This is a genomic window from Compostibacter hankyongensis, from assembly GCF_039541075.1.
GTDB classification, from domain to species: Bacteria; Bacteroidota; Bacteroidia; order Chitinophagales; family Chitinophagaceae; genus Compostibacter; species Compostibacter hankyongensis.
This window is the reverse complement of the sequence record NZ_BAABFN010000002.1, coordinates 856,561-872,403: the sequence shown is the minus strand read 5'-3', so window position 1 is coordinate 872,403 and position 15,843 is coordinate 856,561. Positions and strand designations below refer to the sequence as shown.

Here is a 15,843-nt window from a genome sequence, read left to right as displayed (position 1 = left end):
TAAATTTCAAACCGAAAAACCAGAAACGTCTTTCAGATCTGCCTGAGCCGGAGGTTGCGGCGGATGCCGGCATATCCGGCACGTTTCAGCGGCGAGTGACGGAATATCTCGCTGAACTTTTCTTCGGTCAGCGCTTCCCAGTCGCGGGTGGAAAAATTCAGGATCTCCGGCAGCGGTTCCAGGGCGGCTTCTCCCGTAGCTTTTGAAAAGCGGTTCCAGGGACATACGTCCTGGCAGATGTCGCAACCGAACATCCAGTCCCCGAATTTTTCCTGCATTTGCTCCGGGATCAGCTGCTCTTTCAGCTCGATGGTATAGTAGGAAATGCAGCGGCTGCCGTCCACCACGCGGGGCGCGGGAAGCGCTCCCGTGGGGCAGGCATCCAGACAGCGGGTGCAGGAGCCGCAGAAATCGGCAGCTACCGGATCGTCATACAGTAGGGGCAGGTCCACGATAAGGGTGGCGATAAAGAAGAATGAGCCGGCGCCTTTGTGAATGAGGTTACCGTTTTTCCCGATCCATCCCAGCCCGCTGCGCTGCGCCCAGCTTCTCTCGAGCACCGGGGCGGAATCCACGAATCCGCGTCCCTGTACTTCCCCGATCTCGTCGTGTATCCGTGATAGTAATTCTTTCAGCTTGTTTTTGATGATCTTGTGGTAATCCTTTCCGTAAGCATATTTGGACACCATCGGAGCGCCGGGCTGCTGTTCGGTTGCGGGATAATAGTTCAGCAGCAGCGTAATGACGGACCGGGCTCCCGGGACCAGCTTTCCGGGGTCTATGCGCAGGTCGAAATGGTTTTCCATATATCGCATGGAGCCATGCATGCCTTTGTTCAGCCATTGCTCCAGGCGGCGGGCATCCTCATCCAGCTGCACGGCCCGGGCAATACCGCAATAGTCGAATCCCAGCCTGGCGGTTTCGGCTTTGATAAAACGGGTATATTGCTCGGGGGACACGGCTTGCCTGCTTTTGGATACGAAGCTACATAAAGGTGGTGAAAGATGAAGGGTAAGAGGCAAAAGGTAAAGGGTGAAAGGCGAAAGGCACGATAAGGAAACGTCCTCCCGGACTTGATCCGGGATCTCATGAAGTGACTGAATTAATGAGATCCCGGGTCAAGCTCAGGATGACGTGGCTCGGGATGACGTTGAACATCAAACCAGAAACGAGAAACCAGACCACCCAAACTCGTGCCCTCGCTGAAATTTTAACAGTAATTTCATCCGCCATCTGAAATTCAGGCAGTATTTTTTTGCTGAAAATGACACAATTGCATAAAATTTGAGGTGGATTGTTATTTGCAGCAAAGCCGTAAATTGCTAAAAAAGGAGATCAATCAGAATTATGAACCCAAATAACCTTACCATTAAATCGCAGGAAACGCTGCAGCATGCGCAGCAGCTGGCTTTTGATGCGCAGAACCAAAGCATCGAAACCGGTCATATCCTGAAAGCCCTGTTGGAGGAGAATGAGGGGGTTGTGGATTTTTTGCTGAAGAAAAATGATGTGAACATCGCCTTTCTCTCTTCCAAGCTGGAGGAACAGCTGAAAAGCTATCCCAAAGTCAGCGGGGAGGGCGGACAGATGCTCGGGCGGGACGCCAATAACGCCCTGCTGCGGGCCGGCGGCTTTATCAAGGAGTTCAGGGACGAATTTATCAGCGTGGAGCACCTGTTGCTGGGCATCCTGGCCGGCAATGACGATACCGCCAAGCTGCTCAAGGATACCGGGCTGACGGAAGCCGGTCTGAAATCGGCCATCAAGGAGCTGCGCAAGGGAGCTACTGTGTCCTCACAGAGCTCGGATGCGCAGTACAATGCCCTGCAGAAATATGCCAAGAACCTGAATGAGCTGGCGGCGGCGGGAAAGCTGGACCCGGTGATCGGGCGCGATGAAGAGATCCGCCGCACGCTGCATATCCTGTCGCGCCGTACCAAGAACAACCCTATCCTCGTCGGGGAGCCCGGCGTGGGTAAGACGGCCATTGCGGAGGGGCTGGCGCACCGTATTGTAGACGGGGACGTGCCGGAAAACCTGAAGACCAGGATCATTTATGCCCTGGATATGGGCGCGATGATGGCCGGCGCCAAATACCGCGGCGAGTTTGAAGAGCGGCTCAAAGGGGTGATCAAGGACGTGGCGGAAAGCGACGGCGGCATCATCCTGTTTATAGACGAGATACATACCCTGGTGGGTGCCGGGGCCATGGAGGGCGCCATGGACGCTGCCAATATCCTGAAGCCTGCGCTGGCGCGGGGCGAGCTCCGTGCCGTGGGCGCCACTACGCTGAATGAGTACCAGAAGTATTTTGAGAAGGACAAGGCGCTGGAACGGCGGTTTCAGAAGGTAGTGGTGGACGAGCCTTCTGTGGAAGACGCCATATCCATCTTGCGGGGATTGAAAGAACGTTACGAAAATCACCATCATGTCCGGATCAAGGACGAGGCCATCATTGCGGCGGTGGAACTTTCGCACCGCTATATTACCGACCGGTTTTTACCGGACAAGGCCATTGACCTGATCGACGAAAGCGCGGCCAAGCTGCGGCTGGAAATGAATTCCATGCCTGAAGAGCTGGATGAGCTGGAACGCCGTATCCGCCAGCTCGAGATCGAAAGGGAAGCGATCAAACGTGAAGACGACGAGCAAAAGCTTTCCGAGCTGGGCCGGGAAATTGCCCAGCTGAACGAAGAGCGGGATGCCTTCCGCGCCAAATGGCAGCAGGAAAAAGAGATGGTGGATAAGATACAGGGCGCCAAGTCGGCCATCGAGCAGCTGAAGCACGAAGCCGAGCAGGCCGAACGCAACGGCGACTTCGGAAGGGTGGCCGAGATCCGCTATGGCAAGATAAAAGAGCAGCAGGATATTGCCGATCAGTATACCAAAGAGCTGCATGCATTATCAGACAGCAGCAAGCGGCTCCTTAAGGAAGAAGTGGATGCTGAAGATATTGCTGAAAACGTGGCCAAGGCTACCGGTATACCGGTGAGCCGTATGCTGCAGAGCGAAAAAGACAAGCTGCTGAACCTGGAGGAAGAGCTGCACAAGCGGATCGTAGGGCAGGATGAAGCGATCTCGGCCGTGGCCGATGCGATCCGGCGCAGCCGTTCGGGACTGCAGGACCCGAGGAAGCCCATCGGTTCCTTTATCTTCCTGGGTACGACCGGTGTGGGTAAAACGGAGCTGGCCAAAGCGCTGGCCGAATTTCTCTTCGATGATGAAAGCATGATGACCCGCATCGACATGAGCGAGTACCAGGAAAAGCATGCCGTAAGCCGCCTCGTGGGCGCTCCCCCCGGCTATGTGGGATATGACGAAGGCGGTCAGCTGACCGAGGCGGTGAGACGCAAACCCTACTCTGTAGTGCTGCTGGATGAGATCGAGAAAGCGCATCCCGATGTGTGGAACATACTGCTGCAGGTGCTGGACGACGGACGGCTGACGGACAACAAAGGCCGGATCGTGAATTTTAAGAACACCATCATTATCATGACCAGTAACCTGGGCAGCCAGATCATCCAGGATAACTTTGAAAACGTCAACGAGAAAAATCGGGAACAGGTGGTGGAAAGTACCCGGGAGCAGGTCATGGGCCTGCTGCGGCAGACGGTACGCCCCGAGTTCCTGAACCGTGTGGATGAGATCATCATGTTCCAGCCGCTGCTGAAAGCGGATATCCGGAAGATCATCCATATCCAGCTGGCGCACCTGAAAGCGCTGATGGCGCAAAACGGTATGCAGCTCGAGTTCTCCGATTATGCGCTGGATTACCTTGCCGAGCAGGGATTTGATCCCCAGTTCGGGGCCCGTCCGCTGAAGCGGCTGATCCAGAAAGAGATCATCAACCTGCTGAGCAAGCGCATCCTCGCCGGTGATATCGATAAGACCCGTCCCGTACTGATCGACGTATTTGACGGGGTAGTAGTGGTCCGCAATGAGGTATCCAAGCCTGTGGGCGAACAGGCTAATATTGAATAAAATGAACACTGAGCGGCGTCAGAATAAGGCTACCTTGGTTCTGTTTATTGCGGGTCATATGGAACCCGTTGGGATTGCCGAACCCCACAAACAGTAGGCATCACTAATGAAACCACAGCCTTATGATCAGTGATCTCGTACAAAATCTCCTGGGGGCGCTGAGCCACCTGCTCGGTAATTTGCTTTCCGTTCTGGCCGGCAGCTAAGGACGGCTTCCGTCCGGCAAATGCAGCCTTCAAAAAGTTATAAAGGCCCGGTGATCCGGGCCTTTTTGTTTCCTGTGGCTTCCTGCGGGCGGTTTCCCATGTTAGTGAATAAAATGAATGGATACAAGCGGACATATTTTTTAGCTTCGCTCAGGTTCCGTCAACAAGAGATAATTGGGGATGCCGAAAACCAATAAAAAGAGTAGGCGTAATGGTTATTAAATAAGATACTATGGACGTAGTACAGACTTTATTACAGCTCCTGGGGCACCTCCTCGGATCCGTGCTTGATCTGTTAGGACTGTAAATGACCTACGAAATTTCCCGGCGCCGGTTTTAATGCCGGCATGCCGGTCATTGGGATTGCCGAAAACCAACAAAAAAGAGTAGGCGTAATCATGAAAATCCAATACAATGGACTTAGGTAAACTTTTAAGCGATCTGCTGGCTACCGTCCTCGGATTGCTGGGAAGCCTGCTGGGCGGTCTCTAATCCGCTGTATGGCAGCAAGGAAGGACAAGCAAAACAGACTTCCTTTAAGAAGCCCCGTTCCGCCCCAGGCGGAACGGGTTTTTTATGGGCATATGCCGGCTGGCTGTAAACGCGGATTTCCCCGATGCCACTTGTCCGACGATGGCCGGATAAGGAGTATAATCTGATCTCCGTACTTTTGAAGAAAAGAAACATCATGGGAAAGCGGGAAGCACATTTTATGCAGCTGGCGATAGATCTCGCGCTGGAGGGCATGCAGCAGGGAAAAGGCGGCCCCTTTGGCGCCATAGTGGTAAAAGGAGATGAAATAATCGGGAGGGGAGCCAACCAGGTGCCGGCAACGTCGGACCCCACAGCACATGCGGAGGTGGTGGCTATCCGTGAAGCCTGCCGGAAGCTGGGCACTTTTGAGCTGAGCGGCTGCGAGATATACACCTCCTGCGAGCCCTGTCCGATGTGCCTGGGCGCCATCTACTGGGCCAGGCCCGACCGGGTTTACTATGCCGGTACGCGTGCGGATGCTGCCGGGGCCGGCTTTGACGACGCCTTCATCTATAAGGAGATCTCCCTGCCCCTGGCGGAACGCAGCATTCCCATGATCCCGATGATGAAGGAAGAGGCCCTGAGCGTATTTGCGGCATGGCGTCAGAAAGCGGATAAGCAGCGTTATTGAAGACAACAGTCAATGGTCAGCGCTGCGGATTTTCCAGCGGAGCTTCGGTGCGCGTGCTGTCCTGCCCGGGCAGGGTATGTTCCGGGGAGTGGCGGATGGCGTAGTGTATGGCGAAAAAGGCAATGATGAGTATCAGCAGCAGGATAAAGATGACCGCCGAAAGCCATACATAATACTTTTGCCGTTTGTTTTTGCGCTGATGCGATCGTAGCTCCCGCTGCAGCTGGGCATGGATCTGCCGGACGATGGCGGGCAGCTGCTCACGGTGCCGCATATCCGACAGACCTTCCAGCGCATCGCTGCACAGGGCGCAGTCCGCCACGTGCAGCTCCACCTCGTGTTGCTGGTCGGGGGGAAGACGGCCGTTCAGGTAATCCAGCAGCTGTTGCTGCGAAGGACATCCGTCTTTTACCTTTAGTATGTTGAGCAGTTCATCGTGCATGACATCTGTATAATATTTAACCGGCAGCCGGCGCATCATCCGGCCTGTCCCGCATCTGTTCGATCATTTTCTTCAGGTTACGTTTTCCGTTCTGAATAAAGCTTTTTACCTGCATCAGGGAATAACCCGTATGGGCTGAGATCTCCTGATAAGATCTTTTTTGCAGGTAGAAAAGCCGGATACAATTTTGCTGTTCCGGGGCAAGCCGGGTAACCGCCGCCTGCAGGAGCGTCAGCAAATGTTCCTTTTCCATCAGCCGCTGACGGCTTTGCTGCTCGTCTTCCATCTCCATCTGCTCCGGCAGGGGCTGGGACCGGTTCTGCACCGAAGGACGCAGCTGCATCAGGCAATGGTTCCTGGCTACGCGGTACAGCCATGCCTTGAAATAGGTGATCCTGTACCGGGGCAGCTCATGCAGCACTTTCAGATAGATCTGCTGTACGGCATCCCTGGCCCTCTCTTCCTGTTTCAGGTATTTCATGCACACGCCGAAAAGCAGGTGTGTGTATCTTCCCAGCAGCACGCCCAGCCATTCGTTATTGCCTTCCTGTTCGTAACGATGGAGCAATTCCTGGTCTGAAAGCTGTGATGTCATAGGCGCACTCACGGAGAATACCTGGGTTTATATAAAGATAGGATGCAGGAGAACAGATTTTTCACATAACGGGGAAGGATATTTTACAGCGCGGAGAGCAGCTGGCTGGCCTGTTCTTTCATGTTGCCGTTCTCCTTCACGATGTTTTTGAGGATGCGGCGCGCTTTGCCTTTACGGCCCATGGCCTTATAGCAAACCGCCATCTGATAATTTGCCGTTTCGTGGAACCGGCCGGAATTCCGGCTCAGGGGTTCCAGCTGGTCGACAGCCGCTTTCCAGTCGCCCTGTCCCATCAGCTTTTTGGCGCGGGTATAGGCCATTTCGTCCAGCGAAGGCGAGGGGGCGATGCTCTTTTCCGAGCTGCCCGCAATCTCCGGCTGGTTGACCAGGGAAGGCTTTGGATTGCTGGCAGGCTTTTCCCGGGGATGCTGTGGCGTGGTTGCAGGAGGGCGTTGCAGGGAATCGTCCTGCTTACCGGGAGGCGCTGTCTGCCGTTGCTCTTCCTCCCGTTTGACCGCGGGGGCCACCGCCTTCTGACGGGATGAGTCGGGTGCAGGTTTTTTTACAGGAGCAGCCGGAAGGGCGGCAGGGGGGGTACGGACGACATGGGAGGTGTCGCCCGCCGGAGCCTTGGTCGGTTTGTTCCCGGCGCTTTCCGTGTTGCGACGGGCAGCCGTGGCAACAAGGTTGGTCTTGGGAGCGGGATCAGGCTGCTCGGGCAGCGTAGTGGCTGCTTCGGTAGCCGGGTCCGCCGTCCCGCCGGCGGGTAATGCTTCGCTTACGGCCGGCCGTGTGGCAACGGCGGGCCGGGAGGCGATCCAGAAGGCAAAACCGGTGCCGATGAGGGCAAAGACGATGATCCATCCGTATTTCAGGAACACTTCGGTTTTCTGTTCCTTTTTTATCAGGCGGGCTTTCTGCTGGATAGCCTGGTGACGCTTCTTTTGCTCCGGCGCCGTCTGGTACCGGAAGCGGATTTTGGCATGCACTTCCTGCAGGAGGGGCGACAGCGCCGCCTGCTTTTCGGGCTGCAGCATCACTTCCAGCGCCGTGCTGCAAAGCGGACAGTCCACCAGGTGCTGCTCTACCATATGCTGTTCCACGGCCGGCATTTTCTGCCCTACGTACTGCAGCAGCTGCTGCTGGCTCAGGCAATGCACAGGGGTAAAAGCATTCAGCAATTGTTCTGCTATCGTCGAGGCGGTTTGCATACGTTATAGGGTAAAAATCGGGCTGTTTTCCGGTTTGTGTTTCTGATATTTCGTTTTCCGGGCGTCAGCATCTGCATCCGGGCCATGCCTTTCAGGATGCGGAATCGGCCTGCTCGAACAGCTGCTGCCGGATACGGCGTATTTTGATGAGCACCTGCCGGGCGGTGGTCCCGTTTTTCCGGGCAAGCGCCGCCAGCGGCTGCCGGTTCAGGTAGAAATCCTGCAGATACTCCTGGTCTTCGGGAGCCAGCCTGCGGAAGGCCGCCGTAAGTTGCGCAGCGGGAGGAGCGGCGTCCGTACGTCCGCCGATAAACAGGTTCTTGCCCGTCGCCGGCTGTGGCGTCTTCCCCTCTAAGTTACGACTTTCCTGTAAGATCTGCATACATTGCCGCGTAGCGATATGGTATACCCGCCTATTGAGCTGTGTTATCTTCCTGTTCTGGAGGTCTATGTTAAGCTGGTGCAGCGTTTTCTCGATGGCTTTATTGACATTATCCCGGTCTTTCAGGTAAAAAAGGCTGACTGCGGCGATCAGGTGACTGTACCGTTCCAGCAGTATGCCTATGGCTTCATGATCCGGCGCTCTTTCGATGCGAAGCAGCAATTCCTTATCCGACAAATTTCTTAACGATTGTGCCATGCGCAAACGGTGATGATAAGATAGTTTTCAGCAATTTAATATATTTACGGATAACGGCCTTCTGCCGGTTTTTATCATTCTGTTTAACAATTAACATGCCATTTGCCGTTTGTACAGTGCCGGTTATGCCCCTTCGCGGCGGTCCCGCGCATAAACAGGAGCAGGTTTCGCAGCTGTTGTTCGGGGAAACGGCGGCGTTGCTGGAAGATAGCGGCGGCTGGCTGCGGGTACGGAACGGGTATGACGGTTACGAAGGCTGGTGCAGTGCCGGACAGGTACAGGTGCTGGAACATGCGCCGGTATCATCAGGGCCGACATCGTATACCGGGGACTTCATTAATATGATGAAAATCAATGATATTCCCATGTGGTTGCCCCTGGGCTGCCCCCTCACGGGCTTTCAGGCCGGGATGGCGCGCTGGGGCGATCTTTTGCTGGAATACCAAGGCAGCTCCATTGCTCCGGCGGTCGGGGCGGCCACAGCCGGACTGCTGCGGCAATATGCCTTCTGCTTCCTGAATACGGCTTACCTCTGGGGCGGAAAGTCTGTTTTCGGCGTAGATTGCTCGGGATTTACCCAAACGGTGTTCAGGCTGCTCGGGCATTATCTTCCCAGGGATGCCTGGCAGCAAGCGGAAACCGGCGTGGTAGTGGGTTCTCCGGAGGAAGCCCGTTGCGGTGACCTGGCGTTTTTTGATGATCCCGGAGGGCGGGTCACGCATGTGGGTATCCTGCTGGAGCAGGGGGAAATCATCCATGCTTCGGAAAAAGTAAGGGTCGATGTCTTTGATGCATCGGGCATATGCAACCGGGAAACCGGGCGGCGCAGTCACCGTCTCTGCAGCATCCGGCGTACGGGGATATTTTCCGTGTCTCCCCGGCTCGGGGATTAGGCGAAGGGAGTGCCTTCCGTAAGGGGAAGGATATATTTTTTATAATCTTCGAGGCTGTCGAGAACGATCTTTTCTGCAGTATCCCGCTGTTGAAATTCCTCTACAATCACTTTTTTATTTTCCAGCGTCTTGTATTCCTCAAAGAAATGCCGCAGCTCGTGGACAAAATGCGGCGGGAGCTCGGAGATATCGTTCACGTGGTTAATGCTTACGTCATTGGCCGCTACGGCAATGATCTTGTCGTCCGCTTCGCCGTTGTCCGTCATTTGCATGACGCCGATGACTTTGGCTTCCACGACACAGAGGGGCACCAGGTCGATCTGGGAAAAGATAAGGATATCCAGCGGGTCCTTGTCGGCGCAGTAGGTACGGGGAATGAAGCCGTAGTTAGCCGGGTAGTATACGGAAGAGTACAGCACCCGGTCCAGCTTCAGCATGCCGCTGTCCTTATCCAGCTCGTATTTCGCCCGCGAGCCTTTGGGTATTTCTATGATCCCGTTTACATATTGCGGTATACGGTCGCCTGCGGCCACGTGATGCCAGGGGTTAAACATAACAGCTTTTATATTACAATCAGTAAAAACAGCGCTGCAAAGGTAAGGGAGAAAGGGGAGAAATCCTTATTCCCCCGGGCTGTCAGGGGCGGGAGCGGAGCTGTCGCGGACAGCGGAATCTCCCGGCGGCACCGGCAGCGCAGATTCCCCGATGGAGTCCGGCATGGAGGGGCTCGTCAGATCGGGCATGAGGGTATCCTTGGTAAAGGCTACCTTCCATTTTCCCTTTTCGCGGAGCAGCTTCAGGGTCCGTTGTACGGTAGTGTCGGATTTGTTGGTGTAGTAAACGGTGGCTTCCTGTCCGTTTTGCTCCACATGCTTTATCTCGAATTGCTCATGCTGGTATTTTTCCCGGGCGGAAGCCGGCATCATCTTCTGGAAGGAAGCCAGCGCATCGAGCATGCTTTTGCTGCTTTCGGTGGCATATTGCTTGGCTTCTTCATAATGCATCTGCTGGATGGCGCTGAGAAATTTCAGGGCAACGCCTTTCGGGTCATTATCTTTCCTGCAGCCGGGCAAAGCGCTGATCGTCAATAACACAAAAGAGAGGAGAAACAGGAATTTTTGCATCAGGAAAGATTTATGATGTCCACGCAAAAATAGCGGTTAAGCCCTGAACCAACAAAAAAGTATAGGGCTAACGATAGGTAACGCGACAGACCTCGGTGGCATGCGGATTCAGGAAGAGGTTGTCCACTGCCACATAGGTAAACCCCGGCAGGTGGGAAAGGGGCAGATAGCCATCGTCGCCCGTCGCCAGCCGGAGCGCTTTGTATATAAATTCCGCGCAGTACATCCTGTTGTTGGTGTGCAGGTCGAACTGCAGGTCGAAAGGCAGCTTTTGCCGGTAGAACAGGGCTACGACGCTGTCCAGCCGGTGCTTTTCGCAGCCGGAGAGGCTGTAGCGGTAAATGCCGAAGCCGAGGTTGTGAACGGGGTCGCAGAAGTTTTCAAAGCGTTCCCGGCGGAGCGCCGCATCGGGGTTGTCTTCCCCGCCGAGCGCGTGGTACACGTAGGGAATGCCGTTTTCGATATGTACGATGCCGCCGTGGGAATAGGTCTTGTCGCGGAAGGAAAACTGCCGCAGCACCTGGCTGGTAAAATCGTTCCCGGTACGGAGTACAAGATCGCCGTCCTTCAGCGAAGGGCCGGCTGAGCCGATGAGGGTAAGGGCTCTCCGGTAGCGCCGGGTGGCCGCGGGGTCGGTTTTATACCAGGCGGGCATGCGGAGCGAGCGGGGGGCCGGATGGGGAACAGGGCGGACGGCGCGTGGAGCGCCGGACAGGCGCAGTTCTTTTATGCCGGGATAAAAAGCCATACCGGCGGTCAGTGTGGCCAGCAGCAGCGCCAGGCGCAGACCTGTTCTAAGGATGGCGCTGCCGCGGGGCGGCGGGTACTTCCTGTTCGTGATCTTTTTCATACGCCTTGATAATGGCTTTTACGAGGCGGTGGCGGACCACATCTTCCTCATCGAGCTCCAGGTACCCGATACCGTCGATATGCCGGAGAATACGGGTGGCCTTCAGGAGGCCGGACTGCTGATTTCTCGGAAGGTCCACCTGGGTAAGATCGCCCGTAATGATGGCCTTGGCGGAAGCCCCGATGCGGGTCAGGAACATTTTCAGCTGCAGGTCAGTGGCATTCTGCGCTTCATCGAGTATGATAAAGGAGTGATCCAAAGTCCTGCCTCTCATATACGCCAGGGGCGCGATCTCGATGACGCGGGTGGCCATGTAATAGCTGAGCTTGTCGGCCGGTATCATATCGTCCAGGGCATCGTAAAGGGGGCGCAGGTAAGGATCTATTTTTTCCTTGAGATCGCCGGGCAGAAAGCCCAGGCTTTCTCCCGCTTCCACGGCAGGGCGCGTCAGGATGATCTTCCGGACGGCCTTGTTTTTCAGCGCCCGCACAGCCAGCGCTACCGCCGTATAGGTCTTTCCCGTTCCCGCGGGGCCGATGGCAAAGACGATATCGTTTTTGCCGGCCAGGCTCACCATTTTTTTCTGATTGGCGGTACGGGCCTTTACCATACGCCCGTTGGGCCCCAGCACCAGCACATCGTTGCTGTTCTGTTCGGCAAACTGGTCGGCGCCGTCCTCCCCGAGGATCTGTTCAAAATACTGTTCGCTCAGGTGTCCGTTGCGCTCCAGATATTTCACTACCTGCCCGATCTTTTCCCGTGCCGTATCGATTTCTTCCGGGGCTCCCGAAAGCTTCAGCTGTGTACCCCGGGAGAGAATCTTCAGCAGGGGGAATTTTTTTTTGAGGATATCCAGCTTCCCGTTGTTGGTGCCAAAGAACTCTACGGGGTTAACGGTATCCAGGTTAATGATCGTGTCTGTCAAGGTTCACATGGATTTCAAAGATGAAAAAGAGCTTCTGCTTTTACCGCTGAAGCACCTTGTAGCCATTTTCCAGGAAGGCTTCCCGCTTAACTTTACAGTCGATTTCCGATCTGTCATGATGAATGCCTTCCTCATGTTCTGTTTTATCTTGTGACGTTAAACAGTTTCAAAGATATTCAAGAAAATGCAAACCGGGATAACGGCGTTACGCTGCCGCTCTTTATCCAAGCTTGAGCTGGCGGATCACGGCAGCGGGGTTGTCGCTGTTGAAAACCGTATTGCCGGCCACCAGCACATCGCAGCCCGCATCGGCCAGCCGCGAGGCATTTTCCAGCGTTACCCCCCCGTCTATCTCTATCAGGGCGCCGGATGACGTATCGTTGATCAGCTGCCGGAGCTGCCGGACCTTGGTCAGGGAATGCTCGATAAATTCCTGCCCTCCGAAACCGGGATTAACGCTCATCACCAGCACGATGTCCACGTCCCGGATGATATCGGCCAGCAGCGATACGGAAGTATGGGGATTGATGGCCACACCGGCTTTCATGCCCAGCTGCCGGATCTGCTGTATGTTGCGGTGCAGGTGCGGACAGGCTTCGTAATGAACGGTGAGGTGATCGGCGCCCGCTTCGCGGAAAGCTTCCGCATAGCGCTCCGGTGCGGTGATCATCAGGTGAACGTCCAGGGGCTTTTTGATCTGCTGCTTTACCTGCGCGAGGATAGGGAGGCCAAAGCTGATATTGGGTACGAAATTTCCGTCCATCACATCGAAATGCAGCCAGTCTGCCTCGCTGTTGTTGATCATATCTATTTCCCGGTCCAGCTGCAGGAAATTGGCCGACAGGAGGGAGGGGGCAACGTATATTTTTTTTGTTTGCAAAGCGTGTGTTTTAAGGTTTAAAGATAATCTTTTCAGGGGTTAACCGTGAGCCGTCTTTATTTTTTCCCGCCGCTGTGCAGGCGCTCCAGCGCTGTCCGCGGAGCCTCATAACCACTATCCAGCGCGGCCGCCTGACGGTAATCTTCCACTGCCCGGTGGCTGTCGTCCAGCGCTTCGTAACAACGGCCCCGCTGATAAAAGGCTTCGGCGCCGGCAGGCTCCACCTGGGTGGCCATCGTAAAAATATGCAGCGCCTGCTTCCATTGTCGGCCGCGCATATAAATTTTCCCCAGGCCCAGGTAGGCCGGTATATAATAGCGGTCTGTGCTTATAGATTGCCGGTACTGCTCCAGGGCGGCGGACAGATCGTGCTGCTGTTCGTGGAAGACGGCTTGCGCATACAGGGGCTCGGCCCGGGTGGTGTCCAGCAGGTAGGCCCGCCGGTACCAGCGCAGGGCTTCGTTTTTCCGGAGATGGCCGAGCAGGTCGCCCAGCGCCATGAGCGCATCGTAGTTACCGGGCTGCAGGGTCACCGCTTTGCGCATGTCGGGCAGGGCGGCCAGCGTATCGCCTTTTTCCTGCAGCACCTGTGAGCGCAGGCCATAGCCCTCCGCCGTTCCGGGATGTTGATCCAGCAGACTGTCCAGCAGCTGCAGGGCGGCCGGGTACTGCCGGTGCTGGAAATAGATATAGGCCAGCCGGAGGTAGGGCTGCGGGTTGGCGGGCGCTTTTTGCAGGGCCTGCCGGAAATGACCCGCCGCCTGCTGCCATTTTCCCAGCGCATCCTCGGTTTCGCCCAGGGCAAAATAGTAGCCGGCCTCTGCAGGACTGAGCTGTATGGCTTTCTCCAGATCGCGGCCGGCGGGTACATATTGTTTTTGCCGGTAGAAAGCCCGGGCACGCTCTGCGTAAAAACGGGCGCTGTCCGGATGAGCGCGGATGGAATCCGTCCAGGCCGCCGCTTCCGGCGACAGCTGCGCAGCGGCTTTGTCTCCCGCCTGCCGGTCGGCATGGCGGCAGCTGCTGCCTGCCAGCAGCAGGCATGCGATAAGGAACGCCGGAAAAAGAGAACGGGCCATGCGGCAAAGATAAGGGTCATCGACTGTTCCTTCATACCGGACTCCGCAACAAAACGGGAAAGCGCAAATCCTCTTTTTCTGATGGCATGGTTTTGGCGGGCGATGGTGAAAAAAAATTTGTTATGAAGACCTATGCCACGCTGATCTTGCTGGCGGCCATCGCCATCGGAGCCGTATCCTGCTCGAAGTCCGGCGATGATGCTCCTGCCAAAAAGAAGACTACCGTTACCCTCGAGAACAAAGGGGATATCGACTTTTCCAATTCCGTTATCGTGGCCTACCGCGGCAAAACCGCCGCCGAGATCGAGGAGGACACCACCCATAAAAGCTTTATGCTGGGAGCGCTTGCGCAGGGTGAAACATCGGAGACCATCACCATTGACTCGGGCTACAAGAGCATCGTTATCGGCTTCGTATATGCGAATGAGTTGCTGGGCCATCAGTATGTGTGCCAGATCACCGAGCTTTCGGGGGATATCGACTGTAATCCTTATGTGCTGAAGGCAGGGGAGAACAAGCTGGTCTTCGACACAGCGGCCACCTATCAGATCATCAGCTCTTCTCCGCTGGAAACCGGGGGACAGACAAATGACGCCGCCGGCCTGTCGGCCGATGGGTCCGTTAACATACAGGCGGGGAAAAGCGCATCCGCCGCCGCCATCCTCCATGCAGTTACCCCGGATATGAACCGCTGATCCTTTGCGTTTTTCATTTTATGCAGACTTTCGGATATTCGCAGGGTAACAAGCCACAACAGTTTTATGGAATACAGACAAATCGGTAGCAGCGATCTGAAAGCATCGGTAATTACCTTCGGCGCCTGGGCCATCGGCGGGTGGATGTGGGGCGGCACGGACCGCAAGGCCGCCATCAGCGCCATACGCGCCGCGCTGGATGAAGGCGTCAACACCATCGATACCGCTCCGGTATACGGTCAGGGGCTGAGTGAAGAGCTGGTGAAGGAAGCCCTGGAAGGTGTTCCACGTGAACGGGTGCTGCTGCTCACCAAATTCGGCATGCGATGGGATCTGGAAAAAGGGGTGCTGAAGATGCGCAGCCAGGACGCTGCGGGAAAAGATATCGCCGTGTACCAGTATGCCGGCAGGGAAAGTGTCATCAAAGAATGCGAGGATAGTCTCCGCAGGCTGGGAACCGATTATATTGACCTGTACCAGCAGCACTGGCCGGATGCCACCACTCCCATTGCGGAAACGATGGAAGCGGTGCAGCGCCTGATCGAGCAGGGCAAGGTACGGGCTGCCGGGGTGTGCAACTATTCGGCAGATCAGATGCGGGAGGCGGAGCAAACGCTGCCGCTGGCGTCCAACCAGGTTCCTTACAGCATGGTGCTCCGGGATATAGAGAAAGCGGTAGTGCCCTATTGTCTGGAGCACGGCAAAGGGATCCTCGTATACAGCCCCCTGCAGCGGGGTGTGCTCACCGGCAAATTTTCTCCTGAGCATGTTTTTGAAAACGACGATCACCGTTCGGGCATGCGTTACTATCAGCCTGAAAACATCCGGCGCATCAACGCTTTTCTGGAAAAGCTGCGCCCGCTGGCCGAAGAAAAGAAGGCCAGCATCGCGCAGCTGGTCATCCGCTGGACCATCGCGCAGCCCGGCATTACCGTTGCCCTGGTCGGCGCCCGCGACGCCCGGCAGGCGCAGGAGAATGCCAGGGCAGCCGCCATCCGCCTGTCGGAAGAGGAGCTGCAGCTCATCAGCCGGGAGCTGGAGGCGCTCCGGCTGGCCTGAGGCCGCTGCCGCGTTCCTTTTTCTGCAAAAAAAGCGCTACCCGCATGTACGGGTTGCCAAAGCTTTTGTAATTTTACAGGGAATATTTCCATCTGCAG

At 55.9% G+C, this 15,843-nt stretch carries 16 protein-coding genes; 5 read left to right on the top strand and 11 right to left on the bottom strand.

The window, feature by feature from the left end:
- Positions 1–32 precede the first annotated feature (32 nt).
- Positions 33–959: a tRNA epoxyqueuosine(34) reductase QueG gene (gene queG / locus ABD851_RS08390; RefSeq protein WP_344978167.1), complete on the bottom strand. Its 927-nt coding sequence runs from the start codon at positions 957–959 to the stop codon at positions 33–35.
- Positions 960–1,347: 388 nt separating this feature from the next.
- Between queG and clpB the strand changes: the two genes are divergently transcribed.
- Positions 1,348–3,981, top strand: coding sequence for an ATP-dependent chaperone ClpB (clpB, locus tag ABD851_RS08385; RefSeq protein WP_344978165.1), 2,634 nt, complete (start codon positions 1,348–1,350; stop codon positions 3,979–3,981).
- 876 nt (positions 3,982–4,857) lie between these two features.
- Positions 4,858–5,352, top strand: a complete 495-nt coding sequence (locus tag ABD851_RS08380) for a nucleoside deaminase (protein WP_344978163.1) — start codon at positions 4,858–4,860, stop codon at positions 5,350–5,352.
- 16 nt (positions 5,353–5,368) lie between these two features.
- Here ABD851_RS08380 and ABD851_RS08375 read toward each other — a convergent pair whose 3' ends face one another.
- The 4 genes from ABD851_RS08375 to ABD851_RS08360 form a co-directional block, all read right to left on the bottom strand.
- Positions 5,369–5,794 carry an anti-sigma factor family protein gene (locus ABD851_RS08375; RefSeq protein WP_344978161.1) on the bottom strand — a complete coding sequence of 142 codons (426 nt, stop codon included), beginning with the start codon at positions 5,792–5,794 and terminating at the stop codon, positions 5,369–5,371.
- Positions 5,795–5,810: 16 nt separating this feature from the next.
- On the bottom strand, positions 5,811–6,389 hold the full coding sequence (locus ABD851_RS08370) for an RNA polymerase sigma factor (RefSeq protein WP_344978159.1): 579 nt from the start codon (positions 6,387–6,389) through the stop codon (positions 5,811–5,813).
- Positions 6,390–6,472: 83 nt separating this feature from the next.
- Complete coding sequence (locus ABD851_RS08365; RefSeq protein ID WP_344978156.1) at positions 6,473–7,600, bottom strand: hypothetical protein; 1,128 nt, start codon at positions 7,598–7,600, stop codon at positions 6,473–6,475.
- A gap of 91 nt (positions 7,601–7,691) precedes the next feature.
- Entirely contained in the window at positions 7,692–8,240 is a 549-nt protein-coding gene (locus ABD851_RS08360) for a hypothetical protein (protein WP_344978154.1), read from the bottom strand.
- A gap of 95 nt (positions 8,241–8,335) precedes the next feature.
- Between ABD851_RS08360 and ABD851_RS08355 the strand changes: the two genes are divergently transcribed.
- On the top strand, positions 8,336–9,133 hold the full coding sequence (locus ABD851_RS08355) for a C40 family peptidase (RefSeq protein WP_344978152.1): 798 nt from the start codon (positions 8,336–8,338) through the stop codon (positions 9,131–9,133).
- Here the strand turns inward: ABD851_RS08355 and ABD851_RS08350 are convergent.
- From ABD851_RS08350 to ABD851_RS08325, 6 genes are all read right to left on the bottom strand, one after another.
- Positions 9,130–9,687, bottom strand: a complete 558-nt coding sequence (locus tag ABD851_RS08350) for an inorganic diphosphatase (protein WP_344978150.1) — start codon at positions 9,685–9,687, stop codon at positions 9,130–9,132. The two genes, ABD851_RS08355 and ABD851_RS08350, sit on opposite strands and share 4 nt — an antisense overlap.
- A gap of 66 nt (positions 9,688–9,753) precedes the next feature.
- Complete coding sequence (locus ABD851_RS08345) at positions 9,754–10,257, bottom strand: nuclear transport factor 2 family protein (protein ID WP_344978147.1); 504 nt, start codon at positions 10,255–10,257, stop codon at positions 9,754–9,756.
- 67 nt (positions 10,258–10,324) lie between these two features.
- Positions 10,325–11,107 carry a C40 family peptidase gene (locus ABD851_RS08340; protein ID WP_344978145.1) on the bottom strand — a complete coding sequence of 261 codons (783 nt, stop codon included), beginning with the start codon at positions 11,105–11,107 and terminating at the stop codon, positions 10,325–10,327.
- Positions 11,052–12,032, bottom strand: coding sequence for a PhoH family protein (locus tag ABD851_RS08335; protein WP_344978143.1), 981 nt, complete (start codon positions 12,030–12,032; stop codon positions 11,052–11,054). The genes ABD851_RS08340 and ABD851_RS08335 overlap by 56 nt, the downstream gene beginning before the upstream one ends.
- Before the next feature lie 220 nt (positions 12,033–12,252).
- Entirely contained in the window at positions 12,253–12,912 is a 660-nt protein-coding gene (gene rpe / locus ABD851_RS08330; RefSeq protein WP_344978141.1) for a ribulose-phosphate 3-epimerase, read from the bottom strand.
- Between the two features lie 56 nt (positions 12,913–12,968).
- Positions 12,969–13,991, bottom strand: a complete 1,023-nt coding sequence (locus tag ABD851_RS08325) for a tetratricopeptide repeat protein (protein WP_344978139.1) — start codon at positions 13,989–13,991, stop codon at positions 12,969–12,971.
- A 122-nt stretch (positions 13,992–14,113) separates the two neighbouring features.
- On the opposite strand from ABD851_RS08325, the gene ABD851_RS08320 reads away from it, so the two are divergent.
- Entirely contained in the window at positions 14,114–14,686 is a 573-nt protein-coding gene (locus tag ABD851_RS08320; protein ID WP_344978137.1) for a hypothetical protein, read from the top strand.
- 66 nt (positions 14,687–14,752) lie between these two features.
- Positions 14,753–15,745, top strand: coding sequence for an aldo/keto reductase (locus tag ABD851_RS08315; protein WP_344978135.1), 993 nt, complete (start codon positions 14,753–14,755; stop codon positions 15,743–15,745).
- Positions 15,746–15,843 lie beyond the last annotated feature (98 nt).

Bases quoted from the DNA above. Each gene is read 5' to 3' on its own strand.
- clpB (WP_344978165.1), top strand. From the start codon at position 1,348: ATGAACCCAAATAACCTTACCATTAAATCGCAGGAAACGCTGCAGCAT.
- ABD851_RS08375 (WP_344978161.1), bottom strand. From the start codon at position 5,794: ATGCACGATGAACTGCTCAACATACTAAAGGTAAAAGACGGATGTCCT.
- ABD851_RS08370 (WP_344978159.1), bottom strand. From the start codon at position 6,389: ATGACATCACAGCTTTCAGACCAGGAATTGCTCCATCGTTACGAACAG.
- ABD851_RS08365 (WP_344978156.1), bottom strand. From the start codon at position 7,600: ATGCAAACCGCCTCGACGATAGCAGAACAATTGCTGAATGCTTTTACC.
- ABD851_RS08360 (WP_344978154.1), bottom strand. From the start codon at position 8,240: ATGGCACAATCGTTAAGAAATTTGTCGGATAAGGAATTGCTGCTTCGC.
- ABD851_RS08355 (WP_344978152.1), top strand. From the start codon at position 8,336: ATGCCATTTGCCGTTTGTACAGTGCCGGTTATGCCCCTTCGCGGCGGT.
- ABD851_RS08350 (WP_344978150.1), bottom strand. From the start codon at position 9,687: ATGTTTAACCCCTGGCATCACGTGGCCGCAGGCGACCGTATACCGCAA.
- ABD851_RS08345 (WP_344978147.1), bottom strand. From the start codon at position 10,257: ATGCAAAAATTCCTGTTTCTCCTCTCTTTTGTGTTATTGACGATCAGC.
- ABD851_RS08340 (WP_344978145.1), bottom strand. From the start codon at position 11,107: ATGAAAAAGATCACGAACAGGAAGTACCCGCCGCCCCGCGGCAGCGCC.
- ABD851_RS08325 (WP_344978139.1), bottom strand. From the start codon at position 13,991: ATGGCCCGTTCTCTTTTTCCGGCGTTCCTTATCGCATGCCTGCTGCTG.
- ABD851_RS08320 (WP_344978137.1), top strand. From the start codon at position 14,114: ATGAAGACCTATGCCACGCTGATCTTGCTGGCGGCCATCGCCATCGGA.
- ABD851_RS08315 (WP_344978135.1), top strand. From the start codon at position 14,753: ATGGAATACAGACAAATCGGTAGCAGCGATCTGAAAGCATCGGTAATT.